The organism is Aminobacter sp. NyZ550 (assembly GCF_025628925.2).
Lineage (GTDB): Bacteria > Pseudomonadota > Alphaproteobacteria > Rhizobiales > Rhizobiaceae > Aminobacter > Aminobacter ciceronei.
The window spans coordinates 4520345-4545887 of record NZ_CP114190.1 but is presented as its reverse complement, the minus strand read 5'-3'; the positions used below and the strand labels follow the sequence as shown (position 1 = coordinate 4545887).

The 25543-nt window shown below is 63.7% G+C and carries 23 protein-coding genes; 8 read left to right on the top strand and 15 right to left on the bottom strand.

Going from position 1 to position 25543, the window contains the following annotated elements; translation table 11 throughout:
• Positions 1 to 42 precede the first annotated feature (42 nt).
• Positions 43 to 1542: a replicative DNA helicase gene (locus N7E70_RS22605; protein ID WP_067964088.1), complete on the bottom strand. Its 1500-nt coding sequence runs from the start codon at positions 1540 to 1542 to the stop codon at positions 43 to 45.
• Between the two features lie 577 nt (positions 1543 to 2119).
• On the opposite strand from N7E70_RS22605, the gene N7E70_RS22600 reads away from it, so the two are divergent.
• Positions 2120 to 4456: an autotransporter family protein gene (locus tag N7E70_RS22600; RefSeq protein WP_182574416.1), complete on the top strand. Its 2337-nt coding sequence runs from the start codon at positions 2120 to 2122 to the stop codon at positions 4454 to 4456.
• A 29-nt stretch (positions 4457 to 4485) separates the two neighbouring features.
• Here the strand turns inward: N7E70_RS22600 and N7E70_RS22595 are convergent, their stop codons facing one another.
• The 6 genes from N7E70_RS22595 to N7E70_RS22570 form a co-directional block, all read right to left on the bottom strand.
• On the bottom strand, positions 4486 to 4809 hold the full coding sequence (locus N7E70_RS22595; RefSeq protein WP_067964085.1) for a YnfA family protein: 324 nt from the start codon (positions 4807 to 4809) through the stop codon (positions 4486 to 4488).
• Positions 4810 to 4910: 101 nt separating this feature from the next.
• Positions 4911 to 6278, bottom strand: coding sequence for an SAM-dependent methyltransferase (locus tag N7E70_RS22590; RefSeq protein WP_182574417.1), 1368 nt, complete (start codon positions 6276 to 6278; stop codon positions 4911 to 4913).
• A 168-nt stretch (positions 6279 to 6446) separates the two neighbouring features.
• The gene (gene rplI / locus N7E70_RS22585) at positions 6447 to 7025 is read right to left on the bottom strand and encodes a 50S ribosomal protein L9 (RefSeq protein ID WP_067964082.1); all 579 of its coding nucleotides are present in this window, start codon (positions 7023 to 7025) and stop codon (positions 6447 to 6449) included.
• A gap of 215 nt (positions 7026 to 7240) precedes the next feature.
• A complete protein-coding gene (gene rpsR, locus N7E70_RS22580) occupies positions 7241 to 7489 on the bottom strand; it encodes a 30S ribosomal protein S18 (RefSeq protein WP_018427106.1) in 249 nt (82 codons plus the stop codon).
• Positions 7489 to 7974, bottom strand: coding sequence for a 30S ribosomal protein S6 (rpsF, locus tag N7E70_RS22575; RefSeq protein WP_067964080.1), 486 nt, complete (start codon positions 7972 to 7974; stop codon positions 7489 to 7491). The genes rpsR and rpsF overlap by 1 nt, the downstream gene beginning before the upstream one ends.
• A gap of 363 nt (positions 7975 to 8337) precedes the next feature.
• Entirely contained in the window at positions 8338 to 10194 is a 1857-nt protein-coding gene (locus tag N7E70_RS22570) for an LTA synthase family protein (protein ID WP_263007742.1), read from the bottom strand.
• A 429-nt stretch (positions 10195 to 10623) separates the two neighbouring features.
• On the opposite strand from N7E70_RS22570, the gene fabD reads away from it, so the two are divergent.
• The 7 genes from fabD to gmk all read left to right on the top strand — a co-directional run bounded on the left by fabD (position 10624) and on the right by gmk (position 17087).
• Entirely contained in the window at positions 10624 to 11565 is a 942-nt protein-coding gene (gene fabD / locus N7E70_RS22565) for an ACP S-malonyltransferase (protein ID WP_263007709.1), read from the top strand.
• Between the two features lie 56 nt (positions 11566 to 11621).
• Positions 11622 to 12359, top strand: a complete 738-nt coding sequence (gene fabG / locus N7E70_RS22560) for a 3-oxoacyl-[acyl-carrier-protein] reductase (RefSeq protein ID WP_192317678.1) — start codon at positions 11622 to 11624, stop codon at positions 12357 to 12359.
• Positions 12360 to 12577: 218 nt separating this feature from the next.
• A complete protein-coding gene (locus tag N7E70_RS22555) occupies positions 12578 to 12814 on the top strand; it encodes an acyl carrier protein (protein WP_055978681.1) in 237 nt (78 codons plus the stop codon).
• Positions 12815 to 12843: 29 nt separating this feature from the next.
• Positions 12844 to 14106 (top strand): beta-ketoacyl-ACP synthase II, encoded by a 1263-nt coding sequence (gene fabF / locus N7E70_RS22550; RefSeq protein ID WP_192317676.1) that lies wholly within the window; start codon positions 12844 to 12846, stop codon positions 14104 to 14106.
• A gap of 99 nt (positions 14107 to 14205) precedes the next feature.
• Positions 14206 to 15426 carry an endolytic transglycosylase MltG gene (gene mltG / locus N7E70_RS22545; RefSeq protein WP_263007708.1) on the top strand — a complete coding sequence of 407 codons (1221 nt, stop codon included), beginning with the start codon at positions 14206 to 14208 and terminating at the stop codon, positions 15424 to 15426.
• Between the two features lie 113 nt (positions 15427 to 15539).
• A complete protein-coding gene (locus tag N7E70_RS22540) occupies positions 15540 to 16430 on the top strand; it encodes a YicC/YloC family endoribonuclease (protein ID WP_263007707.1) in 891 nt (296 codons plus the stop codon).
• A 3-nt stretch (positions 16431 to 16433) separates the two neighbouring features.
• Positions 16434 to 17087: a guanylate kinase gene (gene gmk / locus N7E70_RS22535; protein WP_067964069.1), complete on the top strand. Its 654-nt coding sequence runs from the start codon at positions 16434 to 16436 to the stop codon at positions 17085 to 17087.
• 628 nt (positions 17088 to 17715) lie between these two features.
• On the opposite strand, the gene N7E70_RS22530 is transcribed toward gmk, so the two are convergent.
• The 8 genes from N7E70_RS22530 to N7E70_RS22495 all read right to left on the bottom strand — a co-directional run bounded on the left by N7E70_RS22530 (position 17716) and on the right by N7E70_RS22495 (position 25538).
• A complete protein-coding gene (locus N7E70_RS22530) occupies positions 17716 to 17874 on the bottom strand; it encodes a hypothetical protein (RefSeq protein ID WP_263007706.1) in 159 nt (52 codons plus the stop codon).
• Positions 17864 to 18403: a type II toxin-antitoxin system VapC family toxin gene (locus N7E70_RS22525; protein ID WP_263007705.1), complete on the bottom strand. Its 540-nt coding sequence runs from the start codon at positions 18401 to 18403 to the stop codon at positions 17864 to 17866. Before N7E70_RS22525 ends, N7E70_RS22530 begins: the two co-directional genes overlap by 11 nt.
• Positions 18404 to 19192, bottom strand: a complete 789-nt coding sequence (locus tag N7E70_RS22520; protein WP_263007704.1) for a hypothetical protein — start codon at positions 19190 to 19192, stop codon at positions 18404 to 18406.
• Between the two features lie 35 nt (positions 19193 to 19227).
• A complete protein-coding gene (locus N7E70_RS22515; RefSeq protein WP_263007741.1) occupies positions 19228 to 20139 on the bottom strand; it encodes an IS1595 family transposase in 912 nt (303 codons plus the stop codon).
• A gap of 105 nt (positions 20140 to 20244) precedes the next feature.
• Entirely contained in the window at positions 20245 to 21075 is an 831-nt protein-coding gene (gene rsmA / locus N7E70_RS22510; RefSeq protein ID WP_154385084.1) for a 16S rRNA (adenine(1518)-N(6)/adenine(1519)-N(6))-dimethyltransferase RsmA, read from the bottom strand.
• Complete coding sequence (gene pdxA, locus N7E70_RS22505) at positions 21072 to 22094, bottom strand: 4-hydroxythreonine-4-phosphate dehydrogenase PdxA (protein ID WP_185910181.1); 1023 nt, start codon at positions 22092 to 22094, stop codon at positions 21072 to 21074. Before pdxA ends, rsmA begins: the two co-directional genes overlap by 4 nt.
• 3 nt (positions 22095 to 22097) lie before the next feature.
• The gene (locus N7E70_RS22500; RefSeq protein WP_154385085.1) at positions 22098 to 23033 is read right to left on the bottom strand and encodes a peptidylprolyl isomerase; all 936 of its coding nucleotides are present in this window, start codon (positions 23031 to 23033) and stop codon (positions 22098 to 22100) included.
• A gap of 129 nt (positions 23034 to 23162) precedes the next feature.
• Positions 23163 to 25538, bottom strand: coding sequence for an LPS-assembly protein LptD (locus N7E70_RS22495; protein WP_263007703.1), 2376 nt, complete (start codon positions 25536 to 25538; stop codon positions 23163 to 23165).
• Positions 25539 to 25543 lie beyond the last annotated feature (5 nt).

Genomic DNA, 25543 nt, shown 5'->3' with positions numbered 1-25543 from the left:
GGGCGCTGCCCCGCCGCCATCACCAGAGAGAAGCTCCATGCGCTACTCTTCCCCGAACCTGTCGGGCAGATGATGCTCGGGCGCGAGGTCGAAGAAGCGGGTGAATTCGCCCTGGAAGCCGAGGCTGACGGTGCCGGTGGGGCCGTGACGCTGCTTGGCGACGATGACTTCGGCCTTGCCGCGCACGTCGTTCATGTTGGCTTCCCACTGCAGGTATTCGTCGGTGCCGGGCTTCGGCTCCTTGTTCTTGAGGTAATATTCCTCGCGGTAGACGAAGATCACCACGTCGGCGTCCTGCTCGATCGAGCCCGATTCACGCAGGTCGGAGAGCTGCGGGCGCTTGTCGTCGCGACTTTCGACCTGACGCGACAGCTGCGACAGCGCGATGATCGGAACGTTGAGCTCCTTGGCCAGCGCCTTGAGGCCGGTGGTGATCTCGGTGATTTCCTGGACGCGGTTCTGCGACGCCTTGGCCGACGAGCCCTGCATCAGCTGGATATAGTCGATGATGATCAGGTCGAGGCCGCGCTGGCGCTTGAGGCGGCGGGCGCGTGCCGCGAGCTGGGCGATTGAGATACCGCCGGTCGAGTCGATGAACAGCGGGATCTTCTGCAGCGTCTGGGTGCAGCTGACCAGCTTTTCGAAGTCGGCCTCGGTGAGATCGCCGCGGCGGATCTTGGAGGAGGGCACCTCGGCCTGCTCTGAAATAATACGGGTGGCGAGCTGCTCGGACGACATTTCGAGCGAGAAGAAGCCGACCACGCCGCCGTTTTCGGCCTTGAACGAACCGTCCGCCTGCTGTGCCGGCACATAGGCATGGGCGACGTTGAAGGCGATGTTGGTGACCAGCGAGGTCTTGCCCATGCCCGGGCGGCCGGCGAGCACGATCAAGTCGGAGGACTGCAGGCCGCCCATGCGGGCGTCGAGGTCGTGCAGGCCCGAGGCGACGCCGGAAAGATGGCCGTCGCGCATATACGCGGCGCTGGCCATGTCGATGGCCGTCTTGACCGCATCGGAGAAGCTTTCGAAGCCGCCGTCATAGCGGCCGGTTTCGGCGAGCTCGAACAGGCGCCGTTCGGCGTCCTCGATCTGCTCGGCCGGCGACATGTCGACAGGCGCGTCATAGGCGATGTTGACCATGTCCTCGCCGACGGTGATCAGCGCCCGGCGGGTGGCCAGGTCATAGACGGCGCGGCCATAGTCGGAGGCGTTGATGACGGTCACCGCGTTGGCGGCAAGGGCGACGAGATACTGCATGACCGTCATGTCGCCGACCTTCTCGTCGGCCGGCAGGAAGGTCTTCAGCGTCACCGGGTTCGCCATCTTGCCCATGCGGATGAGCTCGGCGGACACCTCGAAGATCTTGCGGTGCAGCGGCTCGTAGAAATGGGTCGCCTTGAGGAAGTCGGAGACGCGGTAGAAGGCGTCGTTGTTGACCAGTATCGCGCCGAGCAGGGCCTGTTCAGCCTCGATGTTGTTGGGGGCTTCCCGATAGAGCGGGGTCGCCTCCGCCACTTCGAATTTGCGTGCTGCCTCTGCCAATGTCGTCCCCGTCGCTGAACCAGATACTCCCGTAGCAGAGTCCGATATCGAAGTGCTGGCTCAATCTGCTTTAGCTGGGTTTCAAGGCCAGTTTGCCCAAGAATTCACAGGTCGGGCGAAACCATCCACAGGACATGAATCCTACCGCCGGAATCAATTTGACTGTTGCCGAATCCCGGCTCGCGTATTTCTCCAAAACCATCGAATCCTTAGGGCCGAACTGCACGCGGCACGGCATCGAACCACGGGAAAGATGCCTCCTGCGAGTCAGACTCCCCACGGCACAGCCGCCGGCAGCGGAAACCGGTCCGCGAATCGGCGCAATCGTAGCCGGAAATCGGAAGGAACAAAACAGGAATATTCCTCAAGCAGTTTTGTTTACCAAGAAGCTGCTCAGCATAATTCCAGGGTCGTTCGTATACATCGGCTGTTGATTTTATTCAGACATTCGCTGATCCTTGCCATCCCGAGGGCTTGTTCATCGCGATGCGGCACATGGCGAAGCATATGTCCGAGGGCTGTCAGGGGCCAATTCTGCGCTGCTGCGGCGCGGGCCTCGTCTGCTTGAGGAGGCAACATGCACGTTCTTCGCTCGGCACCGGCCCGACTGGTCTGGCTGGCTTCCACCGCCATGGTTGTGTTGGCCTCGACCGAGGCCGGTTTCGCCGCCTGCGACCTGACGCCGACGGCCGGCAACAGCGTCTATGTCTGCGACAGCGGCGCCAGCGCCGGGCTGACTGACACGGACGGCACCAATGCGCTGACGATGCCTGCTGGCGGCACCGGCACGATCAACGGCGACGTCGTCTTCGGCAATTTCCGCGATGTCGTCACCATCCATTCAGGGGTGATCAATGGCGCGGTCAACCAGAGCGGCGGTATCGACGACTTCGTCATGTCAGGCGGCGTGGTCGGATCGCTCAACCAGGGCAGTGCCCTCGATACGGCGACGATCAGCGGCGGCCACATCATCGGTGAATTCTTCGCCGGCGACTTCGTGACCATGACCGGCGGGCGCATCGGCAACGTCAATCTCGAGCAGGCCAACAACGAGATGCGGATGTCGGGCGGCAGCGTCGACACCTCGATTGTCGCGGTGCAAGGCAACGACCTGCTTGAGATCTCCGGAACCGCCGCTGTCGGCACGTTCATCAATCTCGGCAACGGCAACAACATTTTCCGCTGGCTCGGCGGCGGCAGCATCGGCGGCAATGTCACGATGGGCACCGGGCAGGACACGGCCTTGCTGCGCGGCCTGACGGAGGCCAGTTTTGCCGCCGGCCAGCTCATCGACGGTGGCTCCAGCGCCAGTATCGACACGCTGACCTTCGAGGGCACCGGTTCGACCTCGGTCGCCCGCTACGTCAACTGGGAGACCGTCAATCTGACGCAGGGCTCCCAATTCACGCTCGACGGCGATCTGGTGCTGGGCGATGGCCTGTCCAACACCGGCAGCCTGAGCATCGACGCGTCGAGCACGCTGCGCGCCGGGGCCGGCGTCAATGCCGCCGTTCGCGCCTTCACCGGAGGCAATGCGGTGATGCTGACCAATGCCGGCACCGTCGACCTGACCAATGGTGCGGCAAGTGCCACAGACAGCTTCACCGTCGTCGGCAACTACATCGGCGCCGGCGGTTACATCAGGCTCGACACCGTTGTTTCAGGTGACGGCGCGCCGTCCGACCGGCTGGTGATCGAGGGCGGCAACGCCAGCGGCTCGACCGGCATCATCATCGTCAATCTCGGCGGCACCGGCGAGCAGACCGATGCCGACGGCATCCTGGTCGTCGAAACGACCTCGGGCGGCACCACCGATGCCGGCGCCTTCACGCTGGCGAGCCCGGTGGCTTATGGCGCCTACGAATATCTGCTGTTCCGGGGCGATGCCGCGGGGCTGGGCGAGAACTGGTATCTGCGCTCCGAACTGGTCAACCCGGTTGACCCGAGCGAGCCCGGCATCCCGCTGATCCGGCCCGAGACGGCTGATTATTCCGTGATGCCGCCAATGGCCCGCGACGTCGCGCTGGCGACGCTCGGCACCTTCCACGAGCGCCGCGGCGAGCAGGGTTTCCTTGCCGGCGGCGATGATCTTTCGGTCGGATGGGGACGGGTGTTCGGCTCAAGCTCCAGCCAGGACTGGGCCGGCACGGTGTCGCCGTCGGCCGACAGCACGACGCTGGGCATCCAGGCCGGCCTCGATCTCTGGCGCGGCGAGACCGAAGCGGGCGCGCGTCACGCCGCCGGCCTGTTCCTCGGTTATGCCAGCCTCAACGCCGATATCCGCGGTGCGGTGCAGGGCCAGGCCGATCTGGCCGCCGGCAAGCTCGACCTCGATGCCTACAGCGTCGGCGGCTACTTTACCCATGTCGGTGCGGGCGGCTGGTATGTCGATGCCGTGCTGATGGGAAGCTGGCTCGGCGGCGATGCAGGCTCCGACCGCGCCATCGCCATCGATGCCGACGGCCGCGTGGTGACCGCCTCGCTGGAGGCGGGGGCGCCGATCGCTTTGACCGCAAGCTGGATGCTCGAGCCGCAGGCCCAGATCATCTGGCAGGATGTGTCCCTTGAAGACGCCGACGACACCTTGTCGGGCGTGCGCTTCGACGAGGGGCGCGGCGTCACCGGCCGCATCGGCGCGCGCCTCGAGGGCACGTTCGACACCGCCTCGGGCCAGCTCAAGCCCTATCTCAAGGCCAATCTCTGGCACGGCTTCGACGGCGAGGATGTCACCTATTTCGACAGCGACGCGATCCGGGTTGAAACCGGCGGCACCCGGCTCGAGCTCGGCGCCGGCATCAGCCATGCCTTCACCGACAAGGTGAGCGCCTTTGCGGTCGCCGATTACAGCTTCAATCTGGGCGGCGAGCGCAGCCGCAGCTTCGAAGGCAATATCGGCCTGCAGGTCAAATGGTGACGAGGCCGCGCGGTTTGGCCGGAGGTCAGCTAGGCGCCGCGCGGCGCAAGCAGGATGACCGAGGCGCCGAGGATGCAGATGGCGGCGCCGATCATGTCCCAGCGGTCGGGGCGGATGCCTTCGGCGAGCCAAAGCCAGGCCAGCGACGCTGCGATGTAGATGCCGCCATAAGCGGCGTAAGTGCGGCCGGCGGCGTCGGCATCGACCAGGGCCAGCAGCCAGCCGAAGGCGATGAGCGCGGCGACGCCGGGGATCAGCCACAGCGCCGACTTGTCGAGCCGCCACCAGGCCCAGAAGGAAAAGCAGCCGGCGATCTCGGCAAGGGCTGCCAGGACGTAGATGGCATAGGTCATCGAGGAAACCCTGGGGTCATGAAAAAAGCCCGGCTCATGGCGAGACGGGCTTTTTCCTATGGCAGACGCATGAGGCGCAAGGGCCAGGCGTGGTTGCCATGCTATTCCTTGTCGGCAACCTTCCTGCGGCGGCCGATCTTTCCAGCTTCAGCCTGGGCGGCTCCGGCCTTGGCGGCAGGTTGAGCCTTGGCTGCAGGCTGGGCGGCAGGTTTGTCCTCGGCGGCGAGCTTCGCCTGCCGGTGCCCCATCTCGTGCATGGCCAGCGCCTTTTCGCATTTGCCGATATAGTCGCGGGTCAGCGGCAGCGTGTCGTTGCGGTGGCTGAGCTGGATCTGGAACACCATCAGGTCCTGCCAGCGGAAGGCAGCCTCGGACGCCGCGAGATAGAACTCCCACATCCGGCAGAAGCGCTCGTCATAGATCGCCTTGGCCTTGTCTCGGTTGGCCTGGAAACGCAGGCTCCAGTGCCGCAGCGTCTCGGCATAATGCAGCCTGAGAATCTCGACGTCGGTGACCATCAGGCCGGCCTTTTCGATTGCCGGCAGCACTTCCGACAGCGCCGGAATGTAGCCGCCGGGGAAGATGTGCTTGCGGATGAAGGCGCTTGTCGAGGCCGGCGGGCCGGCGCGGCCGATCGAATGCAGCACCATGACGCCGTCTGGTTTCAGCCGCTTGGCGACATTGTCGAAGAAGGTGCGGTAGTGGTTGACGCCGACATGCTCGAACATGCCGACCGAGACGATGCGGTCGAAACGCTCGACGAGGTCGCGGTAGTCCCTGATTTCGAAATGGACCCGGTTTTCGAGGCCCTCGGCCTGGGCGCGTTCGGTGGCGACCGCATGCTGCTCGGTTGACAAGGTCACGCCGAGCACCTGCGCCTCGAAGGTGCGGGCGAGGTAGAGCCCGAGCCCGCCCCAGCCGGAACCGATGTCGAGCACGGACTGGCCCGGCCTCAGCCGCATCTTGGCTGCGATATGCGCCTTCTTGGCGATCTGGGCTTCTTCCAGCGTCATGTCGGGATCGGCGAAATAGGCGCAGGAATATTGCATGTCGGTGTCGAGGAAGAGCCGGTAGAGATCGCCCGACAGGTCGTAGTGGCGCTGGACGTTGCGCTTGGCGCGGGCTGTGGTGTTGACCTGCTGGAAGCGGCGGAAGGCGAGCCGGAGATTGTCCAGCGCCTTGGTCCAGGCAGTGTCGATGCTGCCATTGCCGAGGTTCTGGAATACCACCCGCATCAGCCCGAGCACGTCGCCGCCGACGATGTCGACATCGCCGTCCATATAGGCCTCGGGCAAAGCCAGCATCGGGTCGAGCGTGATGGCGTTTTCGGCACGCCGCGTCTTGATCAGGAGGTGGACAGGGTCGCCCGTATCATCGCCGAAACGGTGCGATCGTCCGTTGGGGCCGGTGACTGTCAGATTGCCGGTACGCACAAGCTTCCCGACGATGCGTTGCAACAGCATATTCATGGCGTGCTCGCGAAAAGGTCAGTCGTGTAGTCCTTTCCTCAAAATAGGAGCGACGCTGCCAAGTTCCACGCCTGGCACAAAAAAAGCCCGGATGTTGCCATCCGGGCTTGGTCCAGAAAACTGGCCGGAAGACCGGCCGGTAAACTTGGATCGGGACAGAAGGCTGGATCAGCCCTCGTCGCCTTCGCCGTCCTCGTTCGGATCAAAGAAGCTGTCCGGACGGGCGTTTTCGTTGATGTCGTCGCCATAGATGGCTTCGGCGGTGGTCAGCGTCTCGCCCTTCGACTGACGCTCGGCTTCATCGGCCGTGCGTGCGATGTTCAGCGTGATGGTGACTTCGACTTCGGCGTGCAGCGCGATGGCGACATTGGTCAGGCCGATGGTCTTGATCGGCTGGTTGAGCTCGACCTGGTTGCGGGCAACCGTGAAGCCTTCGGCGATCAGCAGATCGGCGATGTCGCGGGTCGAGACCGAACCGTAGAGCTGGCCGGTTTCACCAGCCGAACGCACGATGATGAACGATTTGCCGTCGAGCTTGTCGGCGACCTGCTGGGCTTCCGACTTGCGCTCGAGGTTGCGGGCTTCGAGCTGGGCGCGCTGGCCTTCGAACTTCTTCTTGTTAGCTTCGTTGGCACGGAGCGCCTTGCCCTTGGGCAGCAGGAAGTTACGGGCAAAGCCGTCCTTGACCTTGACGGTGTCGCCCATCTGGCCGAGGCGGGAAATGCGTTCGAGGAGAATGACGTCCATTGTCCTTGTCCTTTCGTTGGCTGCAAAGGCAGCGGAAAAATTCAACGGGCAAGGAAGCAATGAGGGCGTTGCCGCCGGTTTCGCTGTCCTGCCTGTCGCGGCAGTTAGGATTTCCCTTAGAAATCCAACCCGGGATTTGAAGGTTCACCCGACCGCGCCCGTCGCGGCAGGGAATGGTCCGGCCCGGGGCGAATGCCGCCGGGCCGGAACCGATATCACTTCACCACGTAGGGCAGCAGGCCGAGGAAGCGGGCGCGCTTGATCGCCTGGGCGAGTTCACGCTGCTTCTTCTGGCTGACGGCGGTGATGCGCGAAGGAACGATCTTGCCGCGCTCGGAAATGTAGCGCTGCAGCAGACGCACGTCCTTGTAGTCGATCTTCGGAGCGTTGGCGCCGGAGAACGGGCAAGTCTTGCGACGACGGTGGAAAGGACGACGGGTCGGGATCTGGTTGATGTCGACCATTATTCTGCACCCCCTTCAACACCTTCGCGCGGACGGCGCGGGCCACGATCGCCACCGCCATCGCGGTCGCCGAAGCTGCGCGGACCACGGTCGCCGCGATCGCCGAAGCTGCGCTGCGGACGGTCGCCGAAGCCACCGCGTTCGCCACGCTCGGAGCGCTCTTCGCGCTTCTGCATCATGGCGGAGACGCCTTCTTCATGCGCCTCGACCTTGACGGTCATGAAGCGCAGGACGTCTTCGGACAGGCCCTGCTGACGCTCGACTTCCTTGACGGCAGCCGACGGCGCGGTGATGTCCATCAGCGTGTAATACGCCTTGCGGTTCTTGTTGATGCGGTAGGTGAGGGACTTCAGTCCCCAGTTCTCGACCCGGCCAACCGATCCGCCAGCTGCAGTGATGATGCCCTTGTAGTGTTCGACAAGTGCATCGACCTGCTGCTGCGAGAGGTCCTGGCGGGCAAGAAACACATGTTCATAAAGAGCCATAGTTTTTGCCTTTCTTCGTTTCCATCTTCCGGTCCCGGCGGCTAGAGCCTCTGCGACTTCCCTGATCCTTCGAGGGCCATTGGCCACCTCGGGAGAAGAAAGGTGCACGACGAGACGGTCGAGAGCGGAGACACGGGAGGCGGAAGCGTTTTCGCTTCACACGGCGGCTTTCAAGAAAACCTCCGGCCCTCCGTTCAGCCCCCAGCTGGGACCGGCAGATGGCGCGCGTCTACATGCTAAGTCGGGCCAAGGCAAGGGGAAGGGCCGAGATTCCCTGAGAAATCGGGCTTTTTCGCCCGATTTCGATGTTCCGCCGAAGGCTTCCAGGGTGATAAGTCGGGCTTTTGCGCCCGATTTCGATGCTCAGCCGAAGGCTTCGTCCCGAAGGAACAGCGGCGAACGGGTGCGGTTGGCGACGACCTTGTCGACGGTCTCGGGGAAGAAGCCCTTGGCGCCGCGGCGCTTGCCGAACATCATGTCATATTGCAGCCAGCGGAAATCGCGGATCGCCGGGTCGAGTTCCTTCTGGCGCGACCAGTCGAACACAGACTCGCCCTGGCGCGGCAACAGCATGTTGCGGTCGACGACGCGGTAGCGGTCATGCAGGTCGCCGAGGAAGCCGGTGTAATAGGGGTGGCTGATGCCGGCGGTCTCGAGCACATGCAGCGGCAGGAAGGCCGGGCTGATCGAGCCGATGTCGCGCGCGGTTCCGGTGCGGTTCGACCACACCACCAGAGGCGTCTCGTGCTGCACCAGCATCTCGTCGATCGGCGCCCTGCGCTTGGCGACCGGCTCTTTCATGAAACCGGTCTCGACATAGACGGGGCCGAGCGGCGGCAGGTGGTCGCCGAAGAAGGCAATGACGGTCGGGCGCTCGCGCTTGCTGGCCCAGTCCATCAGCCGCTTCAGGCCACGGTCGGCGTCGGAGGCGCCCTCGGCATAGGTCAGGATCGAATCGCGCGTCCACTGCGACGTCGGCGCGTCGACCTTGTGGCTGGTGTCGCTGTAGCGGTTCGGCTCATAGGGGCCGTGGCTCTGCAGCGAGACCGCGAACATGAAGAAGGGATGGTCGGTGGCGTCGGCCTCGCGGATGATCTCTTCGGTCAGTGCCGCGTCCGAGACCAGCGGGCCGCGCTTGGCGAGCAGCGGCAGGTTCTCTTCCGACATGAACTTGTCGAAGCCGAAGGCCTTGTAGACCGGCGCGCGGTTCCAGAACCAGCCGCCGAAGGGATGGATGGCCTTGGTGTCGTAGCCTTCGCTCTTGAAGAAGGTGGCGAGCGACGGCACCGGCGCGCGGACATATTGCTGGTAGGGGATCGAGCCGGCCGGCAGGAAGGCATTGGAGAAGCCGGTCAGCGCCTCGAACTCGACATTGGCGGTCATGCCGCCGAATTCGGGCGAAAAGACGTGGCCGGACTGCGACGCGCGCACGTTCGGGATCGGGTCGGGCGTGATCGAGACGCCGGGCAGGCGTGACGGATCCCAGAAAGATTCGCTCATCACGATGATGACGTCGGGCTTTTCCTCGGGCAGCACGGCAGCGGCCTGTTCGGGGGCCGCGATGGCGTCGATGGCCTTGTCGGAATAGCCCTGCGGCGCCTTGACCTTGGCCATCGGCACGTTGAGCGCAAAGGCGATGGCAAAGCCGTTGGAGGCGTAATTTTCCTTCTGGTCCCACATCATCGGGATGATCTGCAGGCGGTCGCGCGTCCACGAGAAGGTGGCGTAGTCCATGATCGAGACGAAGAAGGCCAGCGCCGGAAGGGCGATCGCCAGGCGCGACATGCGCGCCCAGAACGACAGCGCCGGCATGCGGCGGCGCCAGTAGCGCCAGGCGAGCACCAGCATGGTGATGCCGGCGACAAGGCCGACCGCGATGCCGATGCCGGCAAGCGGCCGCTCGCGCACGAGCAGCGGCATCAGTTCGACGATCTGCCTGACATAGAGGAAATCGGTCGGGTAGAGCGGGTCGCCGAGATAGAGCGACTTCTGGTGGCCGACAAAGGCAAGCATCAGCGCCACGGGTGCCACGACCAGCAGGCCGTTATAGGGCCGGCCGAGCAGGGCGTCGAAACCGATGATCAAAAGCGCAAACAGCGCCACAGTCGTCCAACTCGGCTTGAACGGCTGCTGGAAGAAATTGAGCGTGTCGGTGAAGGAGCCGCGCGCGACGAATTCGATGGCGAAGACGAGCACGGCCGAGACGGCGAGCGTGATCATCACCGAGCGCAGAACGCCCAGTGCATAGGCACGCCGGCTGAGTGCTTCAGCCTCGTTTTCCTCTTGATGTGCGACAGATTTGCCCGTCGCGAACAGCTTTGCCAACTCAATTTCCTCGAACGCTGGACGGCGGCGTCACGCAACCGTCACGAAACTGTCATCGAAAACCTAGCGCATATGGCAAAATTGAGAAGGATGGGGCAAACAAAACGTTTTTCGCATTAATTCTCTGTGATTATTTGCCCCAAAGGGGTGCCAAAGCCCTCAAGGCTTGACTTGACGGTATCCATTGCGCCAGAGGCACAACGATATGGCGCGCGGCTTGTTCCCCAACGTGCAACGGCGCGCCGACGTGATAAGTCTGCGCATCATGCCCCGAAACAACCGATTCCGGTTCGGGCCGATGCGGCAAGTAGCCAGGAGATCGACATGGCCGTTGCATTCACTTTTCCGGGGCAGGGCAGCCAGGCCGTCGGCATGGGCAAGGAACTGGCCGATGCCTTTCCGGAGGCGCGCCGCGTCTTCGAGGAAGTCGACGACGCGCTCGGTGAAAAGCTGTCGAAGCTGATCTGGGAAGGGCCGGAGGAGACGCTGACCCTGACCGCCAACGCCCAGCCGGCGCTGATGGCGGTGTCGATGGCGGCGTTCCGGGCGCTGGAAGCCCGCGGCCTGTCGCTCAGGGACAAGGTGTCCTACGTCGCCGGCCACTCGCTCGGCGAATATTCGGCCCTTGCTGCCGCCGGTTTCGTCTCGGTCGCCGACGCAGCCCGCCTGCTGCGCATCCGCGGCAACGCCATGCAGGCGGCGGTGCCGGCTGGCCAGGGCGCGATGGCTGCGATCATCGGCCTCGAACAGGGCGACGTCGACGCCGCCTGTGCCGAGGCAGCGCAGGGTTCGGTCTGCCAGATCGCCAATGACAATGGCGGCGGCCAGCTGGTCATTTCGGGCGAGAAGGCGGCGGTCGAGCGCGCCGCGGCCCTTTGCACCGCCAAGGGCGCCAAGCGCGCGCTGATGCTGCAGGTCTCCGCCCCCTTCCATTCGGCGCTGATGGCACCCGCTGCCGAGAAGATGCGCGAGGCGCTGGCCGGGGTGCAGAAGAATGTGCCGGTCGTTCCGGTCGTCGCCAATGTCACCGTCCAGCCGATCACCGATCCGGAAGAGATCGCCGCCCGCCTCGTCGAACAGGTCACCGGTCGCGTCCGCTGGGCCGAGACCGTCGAGTGGTTCGGCAACAACGGCGTCACCACGCTTTATGAAGTGGGCGCCGGCAAGGTGCTGTCGGGCCTCGCCCGCCGCATCAACAAGGAGATCGCGACGTCAGCCGTCAACACGCCGGCCGATGTCGAGGCGGCGATTGCCGCGCTCGCCTGAACGATTCAAACGACCCCACCCGTGTGAAGGGTGCGCTCTTCAAGGAAGGTAGCAACATGCTCGATCTGACCGGCCGCAAGGCACTCGTCACCGGTGCATCCGGCGGCATCGGCGAAGAAATCGCCCGCATCCTGCACAGCCAGGGCGCCATCGTCGGCCTGCACGGCACCCGCATCGAAAAGCTCGAGGCGCTCGCCGGCGAACTCGGCGACCGGGTCAAGCTGTTCCCGGCCAATCTCGCCGACCGCGACGAGGTCAAGGCGCTGGGCCAGAAGGCCGAGGCCGAGCTCGAAGGCGTCGACATCCTGGTCAACAATGCCGGCATCACCAAGGACGGCCTGTTCGTGCGCATGTCGGACGCCGACTGGGACCAGGTCATCGAGATCAACCTGACGGCGATGTTCCGCCTGACGCGCGAGCTGACGCATCCGATGATGCGCCGCCGCCATGGCCGCATCATCAACATCACCTCGGTCGTCGGCGTCACCGGCAATCCGGGCCAGACCAACTACTGCGCCTCCAAGGCCGGCATGATCGGCTTCTCCAAGTCGCTGGCCCAGGAGATCGCCACCCGCAACATCACCGTCAACTGCGTCGCCCCGGGCTTCATCGAATCGGCGATGACCGAGAAGCTCAACGACAAGCAGAAAGAGGCGATCATGGCGGCGATCCCGGCAAAGCGCATGGGCACCGGTAAGGAAGTTGCCTCGGCGGTCGCCTATCTCGCCTCCGACGAGGCGGCCTATGTCACCGGCCAGACGATCCACGTCAATGGCGGCATGGCAATGATTTGATTTGGGATCTGATTGGGATCTGATTGGCCGATTGGCCGGGATAACCGGCCCTTTTGCCTTGGACGCGGTGAATTTTTCGTGTATTGCCGCGCTCCATCAGGTGGCCAGGACGAAACCCGACCGCCGCCCGAGCGCTTGGGAAAGCGTAGATTACAGCTTGATTAGCGGCAATCCGCCCGCTAACGAAGACCTAACAACACCAGACTGAGGATGCCCACATGAGTGACACCGCAGAGCGCGTCAAGAAGATCGTCATCGAACATCTTGGCGTCGACGCCGACAAGGTGACGGAAGCTGCGAGCTTCATCGACGATCTGGGCGCGGACAGCCTCGACACGGTCGAGCTCGTCATGGCTTTCGAAGAAGAATTCGGCGTCGAGATCCCCGATGACGCGGCCGAGACCATCCTCACCGTTGGCGACGCCGTGAAGTACATCGACAAGGCTTCGGCCTGAGCGATCGCGAATTGTCAGGGATGCCTGCGATGAGGCGTGTGGTCGTCACAGGCCTTGGCCTGCTTTCACCGTTCGGCATGGGCTACGAGCACGGCTGGAAAGAGCTCCTTTCCGGCCGCAGCGCAGCCCGTCGGATCACGGAGTTCGAGGTCGACGACCTCGCCTGCAAGATCGCCAATGTCATCCCTCGCGGCGACGGCTCCAACAACAGCTTCAATCCCGAAGCGGTCCTTGAACCCAAGGAACTGCGCAAGATCGGCGACTTCATCCTGTACGGGATCGCGGCCGCCGACGAGGCATTGAAGGATTCGGGTTGGACGCCAAAGACGCCGGACGAACAGAATTCGACCGGCGTCATGATCGGCTCGGGCATCGGCGGCATTGACGGCATCGCCGAAAACGCCCTGATCCTCAAGGAGCGCGGCCCGCGCCGCATCAGCCCCTTCTTCATTCCGGGCCAGATCATCAATCTGGTCTCCGGCCAGGTGTCGATCCGGCACGGGCTCAAGGGCCCGAACCATGCCGTGGTCACCGCCTGCTCGACCGGCGCGCACGCCATTGGCGATGCCGCCCGCCTGATCATGTTCGGCGATGCCGACGTGATGGTGGCCGGTGGCGCCGAAGCGCCGGTGACACGCCTGTCGCTGGCCGGCTTTGCCGCCTGCAAGGCGCTCTCCACCGATCGCAACGACGATCCCGAAAAGGCTTCGCGCCCCTATGACCGCGACCGTGACGGCTTCGTCATGGGCGAGGGGGCCGGTGTCGTCGTGCTCGAAGAGCTCGAACATGCCAAGGCGCGCGGCGCGAAGATCTACGCCGAAGTGGTCGGCTACGGCCTGACCGGCGATGCCCATCACATCACGGCACCCGCCGAGGATGGCGACGGCGCCTTCCGCTGCATGAGTGCCGCCCTCAAGCGCGCCAATCTGACGCCGGCCGACATCGACTACATCAACGCCCATGGCACCTCGACCATGGCCGATACCATCGAACTCGGCGCCGTCGAGCGTCTCGTCGGCAACGCCGCCTCCAAGGTGTCGATGTCGTCGACCAAATCGTCGATCGGCCACCTCTTGGGTGCTGCCGGTGCGGCCGAAGCGATCTTCTCGATCCTTGCCATCCGCGACAACATCGTGCCGGCGACGATCAATCTCGACAATCCGGAGCGCGAGACGGCCATCGATCTGGTGCCGAACACGCCGCGCAAGCGGCAGGTCGACGTCGCCCTGTCGAACTCCTTCGGCTTCGGCGGCACCAACGCCTCGCTGGTGTTCCAGCGCTTCAACGGCTGATAGGTTGTGGGAAGGGGCCCGTTCAGGGCCCTTTGCCGTGATTTTTGCCACATTCAAGCCTAGTCTCCCGGCGGGGATTCGACGCAAAGGCGAGGCAAGATGAGCATCAATACGCCAGGGCAGGGAGAGGGCGCACCACGCGCCGCACCGGCCAATCCGATATCGGCCAATCCGATCGTTCCAAAGACCGCGCAGGAAGCGCTGCGGCCGGAAGCCGGCACGCCGCCGCCCTCCAAGCGTTCGCGCGCCTCGCGCAACCAGGTCGTCGTGTTCCTGAATTTCATGATGTCGACGGCGGTGCTGGTGATCCTCGCCGGCGGTGCCGCCCTCTATTTCGGCAAGCAGGAATTTGGCGGCGCGGGCCCTTCGACGGTGCCGGCGACCTTCCTGGTCAAGCCCTCGACAGGCGTCGCCGACATCGCCGACCAGCTCGAGCGGCGCGGCCTGATCAGCGACGCCCGCATCTTCCGCATTGGCGTGCGCGCCTATGGCAATGATGGCTCGCTCAAGGCAGGCGAATACGAGATCCAAGCCGGCGCCTCGATGCACGACATCATGGAACTGCTGAAAAGCGGCAAGTCGGTACAGTATTCGCTGACGATTCCAGAGGGCCTGACCGTCGAGCAGGCGTGGAAACGCATTGCCGAGCAGGAAGCGCTGAGCGGCGACATGCCGACCGAGATGCCGGCCGAAGGCACGCTTGCCGCCGACACGCAGCGCTTCACCCGCGGCCTGACGCGCCAGCAGATCGTCAACAAGATGCTGGCTGACCAGAAGGAACTGGTCGAGACAATCTGGGCCCGGCGCTCGCCCGATTTGCCGCTCGCCGACATCAACGAGTTCGTGACTTTGGCCTCGATCGTCGAGAAGGAAACGGCGCGCGGCGACGAGCGCTCGCGGGTTGCGGCGGTGTTCATCAACCGCCTCAACAAGGGCATGCGGCTGCAGTCCGATCCGACGATCATCTACGGCATCTTCGGCGGCAAGGGGAAACCGGCCGACCGGCCGATCTATCGCTCCGACATCGACAAGCCGACGCCCTACAACACCTACACCATCAAGGGCCTGCCGCCGACGCCGATCGCCAATCCGGGCAAGGCCTCGCTGGAGGCGGTGGCCAATCCTTCGAAGACCAAGGATCTCTATTTCGTCGCCGACGGTTCGGGCGGCCACGTCTTTGCCGAGACGCTGGACGAACACAACGAAAACGTCGCCCGCTGGCGCGCCTTCCAGCGCAAGGTCGTCGAGGACGAGAAGGCGGCTGACGAGGCCGATCCGGCCAAGAAGGACGCCGCCACCACCAACGCCGTCAAGAAGTAGGAACAGGCCTGCATTGCCCCGCCTGGGGCGCGCGCAGGGCACGCTGCAGGAAGACAGGACGCGCTGCCCGGATGAACCTCTTGAGATGAACCTGCCCAGATGACCCTACCCAAATGACTCTACAAAGCATGACAGGCTTCGCCCGCGTGGCCGCCGAGCACCAGGGAACGGCGATCGCCTGGGAGGTGAAGTCGGTCAACGGCAAGAGCGTCGACGTGCGCCTGCGCCTGCCGCAGGGCTTCGAGCGGCTCGAACCGGCGGTCAGGCAGGCGATCCAGAAGCGCTTTTCGCGCGGCAATGTGCAGGCGACCTTGACCGTCAGCCGCACGGCCGGCGCTATGGTGCAGCCGGTCATCAACGAAAATTTCCTGCGCGACGTGGCCGAGCTTGCCACCCGCCTGGTCCAGCAATATGGCGCGGCCCCCGCCAGCGCCGACGGATTGCTTGCCCTGCGCGGCGTGTTCGACATGCCCGAGGCCGTCGAGACGGAAGAGCAGCGGGCGGCGATCGACGCGGTGATCATGGATGGCCTGGAAAAGGGCCTCGCCGGTCTCGTCGAGGCGCGCAAGGCCGAGGGCGAGGCGCTGCGCGCGCTTTTGTCGGACCACATCGCAACCATCGAGACGCTGACGGTGCAGGCCGAAGCGGATCCGTCGCGCGAGCCGGCGCAGATCCGCCAGCGCCTGGCCGAACAGGTGCGGCTGCTGCTCGAGGCGTCCCCCGCGCTCGACGAGACGCGGCTCAACATGGAAGCGGCGTTCCTCGCCACCAAGGCCGACATCCGCGAGGAGATCGACCGGCTGAAGACCCATGTCGCCTCCGCACGCATCCTGCTTGCCGGCGGCGGCGCCATCGGCCGCAAGCTCGATTTTCTGGCGCAGGAATTCAACCGCGAATCGAATACGCTGTGTTCGAAGTCGAATGCCGCCGCAGTGACCGCCATCGGGCTGGAACTGAAGGCCGTGGTCGATCAGTTCCGCGAGCAAGTTCAGAATCTGGAGTAGCGCATGAGCGCCGAGACCCCATCCATCGTCATCAAGCGGCGCGGCTTGATGCTGGTCCTGTCGTCGCCGTCGGGCGCCGGCAAGTCGACAATCTCGCGCAACCTGATCGAGACCGATCCCGAACTGAAGCTGTCGGTCAGCGTCACCACCCGGCCGCGCCGCGGCAGCGAGATCGACGGCGCCCACTATCATTTCACCTCGAAGCGCGAGTTCGAGCTGTTGCGCGACAATGACGCGCTGCTCGAATGGGCCGAGGTCCACGGCAATTTCTACGCCACCCCGCGCGAGCCGGTCGAGCTTGCCATGTCGCAGGGCCGCGACATGCTGTTCGACATCGACTGGCAGGGCGCCAAGCAGCTCAAGGAAAAGATGCGCGGCGACATCGTCTCGATCTTCATCCTGCCGCCGTCGATGGGCGAGCTGAAGGCCCGCCTCAAGCGCCGCGCCGAGGACCAGGACGCGGTGATCGAGACGCGGCTGAAGAACGCCCGCGACGAGATCGAGCACTGGGGCGAATACGACTATGTCGTGATCAACGAAGACCTCAACCGCGCCTTCGCCGAAGTCCGCGCCATCGTCGCCGCGGAACGCCTGCGCCGCGACCGCCGGCCCGGCCTGTTCGATTTCGTGTCGAAACTGCTCGACGAAAAGCTCTGAGGTTTTCTTACCCTCTCTCTGTGGGGAGGGTCGACGCGTAGCGTCGGGGTGGGGGCGGTAAGGATCGCACTCAACTGGAACGTTTCCGCTTTTCTTCGAATCGCGGAAACACCCTAAGGCCCCCCACCCGTCGGCTTCGCCGACGCCCTCCCCACAAGGGCACTTGTATACTTGACAACTACGATGGCTAATGCCGCTTCCGTCTAGGGACAGCATAGTGAAGCTTTAGACCTGACTCGACCTGTTTCCTCAATTGATCAGCTGCCTGCGTTCCCGGTGTCGCCTGAGACAATGTTATTAGACTCGATCCGGCACTCCTCACATAATAGCGAGGAATGCCGAACGGCAGTCTGTAGAGAAGACTGGAGAACCACGAATTTGAAAAGGCGAACGCAGTAAGGCTTGTTCCACAGGTCTCATAAGCGCGTTTTCGATCCGCAAGCCATTCTGGGGTTGGCGCCGGCACATCAGGGTCCGGGTCGAATCGATCCTCGTACCGAACCAATACTTCGGCCGCTTGCCCACGCAGATTGAAGAAAGAAGACAGTGGCTGGAGAAAGAACCACGTCACGGACCATGCGATGAAGCCGCCCAAGAGGCCATATAGGAAGCTTACCATGGCTGTGCGTTATCGTGTTGGCGCCGGCGGGCGGCGCGGCTCCGGTGGCGTCTTTGCCAGTCGCTTCATAAGTTCGTCCGCCGCCGATTCTTCGCCATCCGCTTCAAGCTCACGCGCCTTCTTGATGAAGGCAGCGGACTGCTTCTTGTCGTCGCGCTTAGTGCCCATTCGACTGATCTCCCAGCCTTAGTTGGCGATACTTCGACGGCAGCAAAATCGTATTCCGCGCTCGCCTGACGTTGAGGCCAAGGTTCGAAAGCACCCCGGAATACTTGTCGACTCTGGCAAAACGACCGTTCGTGCTGAGAAATTCGCCGCACCTGCGATCAAGCGCCGACGCCACATGGATACTATCAGCTCCCCTCAGTGCAACGTTCCGAACCCATCTTAGATCACGCGCGTCTTGGGCAATGAACGGCGTTACCTCAACGAGGCGGACATATTGGCCGGACATGAGCAGAGCCGAAAACCTTGCCTTGACGGCTTCGGTAACATCTTCATCGCCGACGTGCTGGCATTCCGCGATTGTGATCGTCGAGGTATATATCTCGACCTCCCTATCGCGGTTTGCCTCAAGCAATCGCTTCAGATGCCAAACATCATGCTCACGGTCGGACTCGATCTGTGCCCCGACTTCGGTTTTCACCATGTCGATGAAGCAACAAGCGTCCACATAGACACGCGGAAGATCGGCCATTTATTGGTGTTCGCTATCAAAATCGACATATTTGAAATCTGCCGCGCTGCCGAAAAACCGTTCAAATTCAGCGCTCGACAGCGTGGGCATCTTGGCAATTCGCTCCATTCGCATTTCGGAGGCGGCTCGGCTAACGCGATCGTATAGCATATTTCCGGAAGCCATAATCATAGTATTGCGCTCGCGAAGCGCGTCGGCAACTTCCGAATAGAGCGCGTTCGGATAGAATACTTTGACCAATCCCTCAGTGGCGAGTTCGCGCAATTGAAAAAACGGCTCTTTCGCCTCTTTATGCAGGGTATGTATGATGCCTTGGACGGTGCCGTGAGAAGGTATCGGCGCCTCCATCTGCTTCCTGATCGCTACAGTTTTCCCGTAAGTTATCAGGCGCCATTTCGGCGAACCGCCTAGTGCGGGATAGATCCCCATCCCAATAGTTTCATCGGGGTCTATTAAGGCGCCAATCTTGGAGTACTCAAGCGCAGTGGCTTCGGAGACCGCCGAGTTCAGGCCTTCATTTTCCGGGTCATAGTCGGCAAGCAGTTCAGCGCCTCGAACAAATACCTGGGCCGCTCCATTTTGCATGGAACCTTGGAACTCAGCGTCATATTCGACGGAACCATTGTTGAAGTTGACCGCCAACCATTCGCCCGGTTTCACATCGATGCCGGCATCGGCCGCGAGAGACCGCAAGAACTTTTCGGCCTGCTCGGAAATGCGCCCAAGCTTCGCCAGAGGCGCGCCGTGCCGCCCTTTGTTGATCAAGAAGCGAATTCTGAGGCGGGCCATGACTGCAAGAATATCCTCTTCCGAAGATTTGCCAGCTACGCCAGCGATGAGTCCCGGTACATAAGCCGCATTCCAACAATACCACGCATCGCCAGTGCAGCGCGAGCCTCATCCTCTATGCCCAGCGCGGAGCGATTGCTATACCGGAAATCAAACTTCGCTAGATAGCGGTGCAAATGCTGCTCGCTCATGTGGTGGAACGTGCCAATGATGCCGCGCTTCAGGATACTGAAATAGCCCTCCACGGCATTCGAATGGGCATTGCCGCGCACGTACTCATCCTCGCCATGGTCAACCGTATCATGGCTGGAAAATTCACGGCCTACATGGAGGTAACCGCCAGCGGTATCGGTCATAAGTGCGGATTTGCAATCAACGTTATTCAAGACCGTCCGCAGCGTTTTGCCGGTGACGTCGGCAATATGGCTGGACCGGGCAGCGCCGCCATGCTCAACCAGAGTGTGAGCGATCTGCTTCCCAAGGCCACCGATAGCGCGCGGGTCACGCTTACGGGTGTGCTTATTCTTCTCTTTGCCGCCCACGTAAGTGGTGTCTGCTTCAACATCCTTGTCTTCGCCGCCAAGCATCGGAAGAGTGCCATCGCGCAGTCGGTGCTCGATAAACCAAGCCGTCTTGTACGTGACGCCAAGCGTCCGGTGAAGCTGATGGGCGCTGATGCCCTTCTTGCTGGAGGCCATTAAGTGCGCCGCCTGAAACCAGATGTGCAGCTTCACATGGCTGCGCTCGAAAACGGTGCCGACAGTGACCGTAAATTCGCGCTTGCATGGGCCACAGCGGCGCAAACCTTCGCGACCACCCTTAACCGTGGTGATACGGTCAAAGCCGCCACAGCGCGGGCAATGCGGGCCTTGCGGCCACCCGATAGCCTCAAGCCGCGCGATTGCTGCGGTCTCGTTGTGGAAGTGCGGTTGAGTAAGGACGGAAATGGCGTAACCCCTTGAATTTTAATATAGAGTCAGCCACCGTACTTGTCAAGTATACAAGTGTCCCCGCAAGGAGGAGGGTAACCTGCCGTCACACCGCCTTTGCCGTCACACCGCCTTTGCCAGCGCCACGAATTCCTCGACGCTGAGCGTTTCGGCGCGGCGGGTCGGGTCGATGCCGACGGCTTGCAGCAGCTTTTCGCCGCCCATGCTTTTCAGGCTCTGGCGCAGCATCTTGCGGCGCTGGCCGAAGGCGGCCTCGGTGACCCGGCCCAGCACCTTCACATCGGCTGCCAGCGGCTCTCTGCGCGGCTCCAGATGGATCACCGACGAGGTCACCTTGGGCGGCGGCGTAAAGGCCTGCGGCGGCACGTCGAAGGCGATGCGGGCATCGGTGCGCCAGCCCGCCAGCACGCCGAGCCGGCCAAAAGCGGAACTGGTTGGCTTTGCCACGATGCGCTCGGCGACCTCGCGCTGGAACATCAGTGTCAGCGACTGGTAGAAGGGCGGCCAGGTCTCGACGGTCAGCCAGCGCACCAGAAGCTCGGTGCCGATATTGTAGGGCAGGTTGGCGACGATCTTGACCGGCTCACCAGCGGCGAGGCCGGCGAAATCGGTCTTCAGCGCATCACCCGACACCACCTCGAGCCGGCCGGGATAGTGGTCGGACACCTCGGCAAGGGCGGCCAGGCAGCGCTCGTCGCGCTCGATGGCGATGACCTTCTTCGCGCCATGCATCAACAGCGCGCGTGTCAGGCCGCCGGGGCCGGGGCCGACCTCGATGACGGTGACGCCGGTCAGGTCGCCGGCGGCGCGTGCCACCTTGCCGGTAAGGTTGAGGTCGAGCAGGAAGTTCTGGCCGAGCGCCTTCTTGGCCTGCAGGCCATGGCGTTCGATGACGTCGCGGAGCGGCGGCAGGCCGTCGATGCTGGTGCTCATGATGCCTTTGCCTCGCCGTCGGCGAGCAGCCGCGCCAGCCTCAGCGCCGCGATCAGGCTATCGGGCCGGGCGATGCCCTTGCCTGAAATGTCGAAGGCGGTGCCGTGGTCGGGCGAGGTCCTGACGAAGGGCAGGCCGAGCGTGACGTTGACGGTCTCGTCGAAGGCCAGCGCCTTGGCCGGGATCAGCGCCTGGTCGTGATACATGCAGATGGCTGCGTCGTAGCCGGCACGCGCCCGGGCGTGGAACATCGTATCTGCGGGCAGGGGGCCGAAGGCGTCGATGCCTTCCGCCTTGAGCGCGGCGATCGCCGGGCGGATGATGCGCTCGTCCTCGTGGCCCATCGCCCCACCTTCGCCGGCATGCGGGTTGAGGCCGGAGACGGCGATGCGCGGCCTTGATATGCCGAAGCGGGCACTGAGGTCGCGTGCGGTGATGCGCGCGGTCTCGACGATGGCCTCGGTGGTCAGCGCCTTCGGCACCTCCGCCAGCGCGATGTGGATGGTCACAGGCACCGCGCGCAGTTCCGGCCCGGCGAGCATCATCACAGGGGTGGTGTCGACGCCGGTCCGCTCGGTCGCGAGATGGGCGAGATATTCGGTGTGGCCGGGAAAGCGGAAGCCGGCGTCATAAAGCGGCTTCTTGGCGATCGGGCAGGTGACGACGGCAGCGGCCCGGCCTTCGAAGGTGTCGGCCACCGCACGGTCGATGGCCTCGATGATGCCGGCGGCATTTGCCTTGTCGGGCTGGCCCGGCGTGTCGATGAATGGCGCTGTGAGCGGCACCACGGGCAGGGCTTCCGCGAAGGCTTGCGCAGCACCTGCGGGGTCGGTCTCGACGATGGCGACGTCGACGCCAAGGGCGCGCGCCCGCGCCGCAATCAGCTTCGGACAGCCAAGCAGATAGAAGGGCGGCACGCCGGCCGCCACACGCTGCCGCCAGGCGGCGACAGCGATTTCGGGGCCAATGCCCGAGGGATCGCCCGACGTCAGCGCCAGTGGCAGGCTGCTGGAAGCCACGGCCTAGCGGGTGACGATGCGGGCCTTGGCCCGCAGCTCTTCAAGGTACTTCTTGTTGAGCTCTTCGGCCTTGGCGTCGCCGCCCTTGCCGGTGGCGCCTTCGGCCTGGAAGACCATCTGGGCGACCTTGTCGTCGGAGACTTCGCGCGAGCTGCAGACGCCGATGAACTCGACGCCGCGGTCGGTCTCACGCACCGGCGTGGCACCGCCGGCCTTGAGCTTCTTGATCTGATCGGCCCATTCGGGCGGCAGCTGCGGGGCGATGACGCGGCCGAGGTCGCGCACGGTGACGTCGAGCAGGCCCTTGGCGAATTCGCGTGTCTGGTCGCAGCTGTTGAAACGGGCGCGCATCTGATCGGCCTCGCGCTTGCGCTTGCCGATCGTGCCGCGCTCGGAAGCGGGAACGACGAAGATCACCTGCTGCAGCATGTATTCGGTGGCGCTCGGCTTGGCGCCGCCCTGCTGCAGCATGCGGCGCACCGCGTCCTGCTCGGTCGACATGCCGCCGCCGTCAGCCGAGCGGAAGCGGGCGCCGAGCGCCTGGTTCCAGCCCATCTGGGCGCGGATATAGTCCTTGAAGTGGCTCGATGTTACGCCGGCCTGACCGAGGATCTGGTCCATCTGCGCCGGCTTGAGCTTGTTGGAGCCGGCGAAGCGGGCATAGGCGTCGTCGACCTGCTTGTCGGAGATGCGGATGTTGAGCCGCTTCATCTCGGCGATGCGCAGCGTCTGCTCGATCATCTCCTGGCCGGCATCGCCCTTGCGCTTCTGCAGCTTGAGGAACGCCGCGCGGCGCTGGATGTCGTAGCTGGTGATCGGCACATCGTTGACGATGTACTTGATCTCGCTGGCCTGAGCCGGCGGTGCATAGGCGGTGATCGAAAGCGACGTCGCCGCCACGAGCAGGGCAAGGCCTGCCGAAAAGAGGTGCTTCCGCATAGAAAAAGTCCCGTTCAAACCCCTGATCCGGGCATTGCCCGGATACATCTGCCCCGTCATTGCCGTCTTATGCGGCAAAACGATGTCGGGCCGCCCCGACAACTCAGTGCCGCCGTTCCCGCCGCTGGCCTAGAAGGCGCTCGTCGCGTTGCCGAAGTCGCCGATCGTGCGGAACGAGATGTTGAAGCCGACGGTGCGCGAGACGTCGTCCGGCTTGTTGTGATCGCGGCTCTCGGAATAGGACATCAGATAGGTGAAGCACTCGTCGTCATAAGCGAAGCCGACGCCGTTCTTGACCAGCAGGTCGCCCTGGATGTCGTAGGTGCCGGAGCCGAAGACGCGCCACTGGTCGTTGAAGCGGGCGGTGGCGCCCAGCGTCACTTCGTGGCGGTCGTTGGCAAAGCCGTAGAGCGGCTGCGCCTGGATGAAGGCATAACGCGCCGACACGGCGAGCGGACGGGCGTCGAGGCCGACCTTCATCTCGGCACGGCGGACATCGAACGTACGCTCGTCGAAGCGGCCGCTGACCGAAGCCGAGAAGCCGTTCGGGCTGGCGATGCCGGCGAGCGCGACATAGTCCGACGTGTCGGTCTCGAGGCCGGAATAGGCGCCGGCATTGACCAGATCGGGTGCGGCAAACGAGTTGTCGCCGGCAAGGTGGTAGGACTGGCCGACAAGCGCATTGGTGGTCCAGCCATTGTTGAAGCTGCCGGAATAACGCAGGCCGAGATTGGCGCGGGTGCCGCCTTCCATGCGGTCGTAGCCGGAGAACTTGTCGCGCTCGAACAGCGACGCCGCGTCGAAGACGAAGCTCTGCGCATCCTCGTTGGGGATGCCGAGGCCGCCAATGGCGCTTTCGCTCGGGCGGGCAAAGATCTGCGCCATCGGCTCGAGCACATGGGTCGAACTGGTCGACGAGAATAGCACGGGCCAGCGCAGTTCGAGGCCAAGCGTCGCCATGTAGCGGAACAGCGACGAGCGCACGTCCTCGGCGACGTTGATGCGGGGGTCGGCGGCCATGGTGTTGATGGCGGCGAGCGAAGCGGCCGACGCGTCGACATAGCTGCCGTCGGCGCGGAAGGCGAGCAGCGGCGTCACCAGCAGGCCGCCATCGGTGACGATGGTCCGCTTCCACTGGGCTTCGGCGGTGATGCGGCTCGACGTGCCTTCGATGCCGTGGACCGTCGGACCGTTCGGCGCCGTCAGGTTGGCATCGAGATCCGAGCGCTGGATGACGCGCGAATTGACGTTGAACGACAACTCGCCGCCGGCCAGCGGCGCGTCGGGAATATAGGCATAGTCGAGCGACGGCAGCACCCAGGGCTGCTTGTCGGCGCGGGCATTCGGGTCGCTGTCGAGCGCTTCTTCCTGGACCTGGAAGCGCATGGCGCGCAGGTCGAAATAGTTCCGGTCGTTGAGCCCGGTCAGGTAGACTTCCGAGCGATGCGTGCTCTCGGAGAAGCCGTTGATGCTGTAGGTGCGCGAGAAGTTCTTGTCCGTCTGGGCAAGGATGTTCCAGCCGAAGGCCCAGCGCGGATTGAGGTCGAAATGGCCCTTGGTGCCGACCATGCCGCGCAGCTTGTTTTCGTCGCCGGTCGGGCCGCGATCGACCGTGTTGAGGTCGAACTTGTCCGGATTCATCTGGTAGATGCCGGCCATCTTCAGGCTGTATTCGCCATTGTTGAAGCGCTGGCGCCACTCGGCCTCGCCGAGGAAACCCTGCTTGGTGTAGCCGGTGCCCTTGACGGTGAGGTCGTAGGTCGGCGAAAGCGCGAAATAATAGGGAACGGACACGCCGATGCCGAGCTTGCTGTTGAAGCTGACACCGGGCATCAGGAAGCCGCTCTTGCGCTTGACCGTCGGGTCGGCGATCTCGAAGGCCGGCAGGAAGGCGATCGGGAAGCCGAAGAACTCGAAATTCGAGTTTTCGAATCGCACTGTCTTCTTCTTGCCGTTCCAGATGATCTTCTGTGCCTTGACGCGCCAGATCGGCGCCTTGTCGGGCTTTGCCTCGCAAGGTTCGCAGGCGGTGTAGACGCCGTTGTTGAAGGTCGTCAGGAAGCCGCCTTCGCGCTTGGCGCTTTCGGCGGCGAAATAGGTCTTGTCGACGGTCTCGATGCGCAGCGTGTTGACGAAGCCGTCGGCAAAGTCGTCGGTGATGTCGATCTCCTGCGAGAAGATCTTGGTGCCGTCGGAATTCACGACCTCGACATTGCCGCTGGCGATCAGCCGCGACGTCTTGCGGTCATAGGTGACGCGCTGGGCGACCAGGCGGTTGCCGGCATAGTCGATCTGCACGCCGCCCACCGCAGTGACGGTGCTGGCGTCGTTGTCATAAACCAGCGTGTCCGCCTCGAGCAGCATCTGCGCGCCTTCCGGCACGCTGGGTGCGAGGTCGGCGACAGTCTGCGCGAAAGCAGGTGCGGACGGCAGCGCGACCGCAAACAGGCACGCGAGCGCGGTTGCGCCCAGAAGGCCTGCCATATGGGCCCTGCGGTTGGCCATTGCGC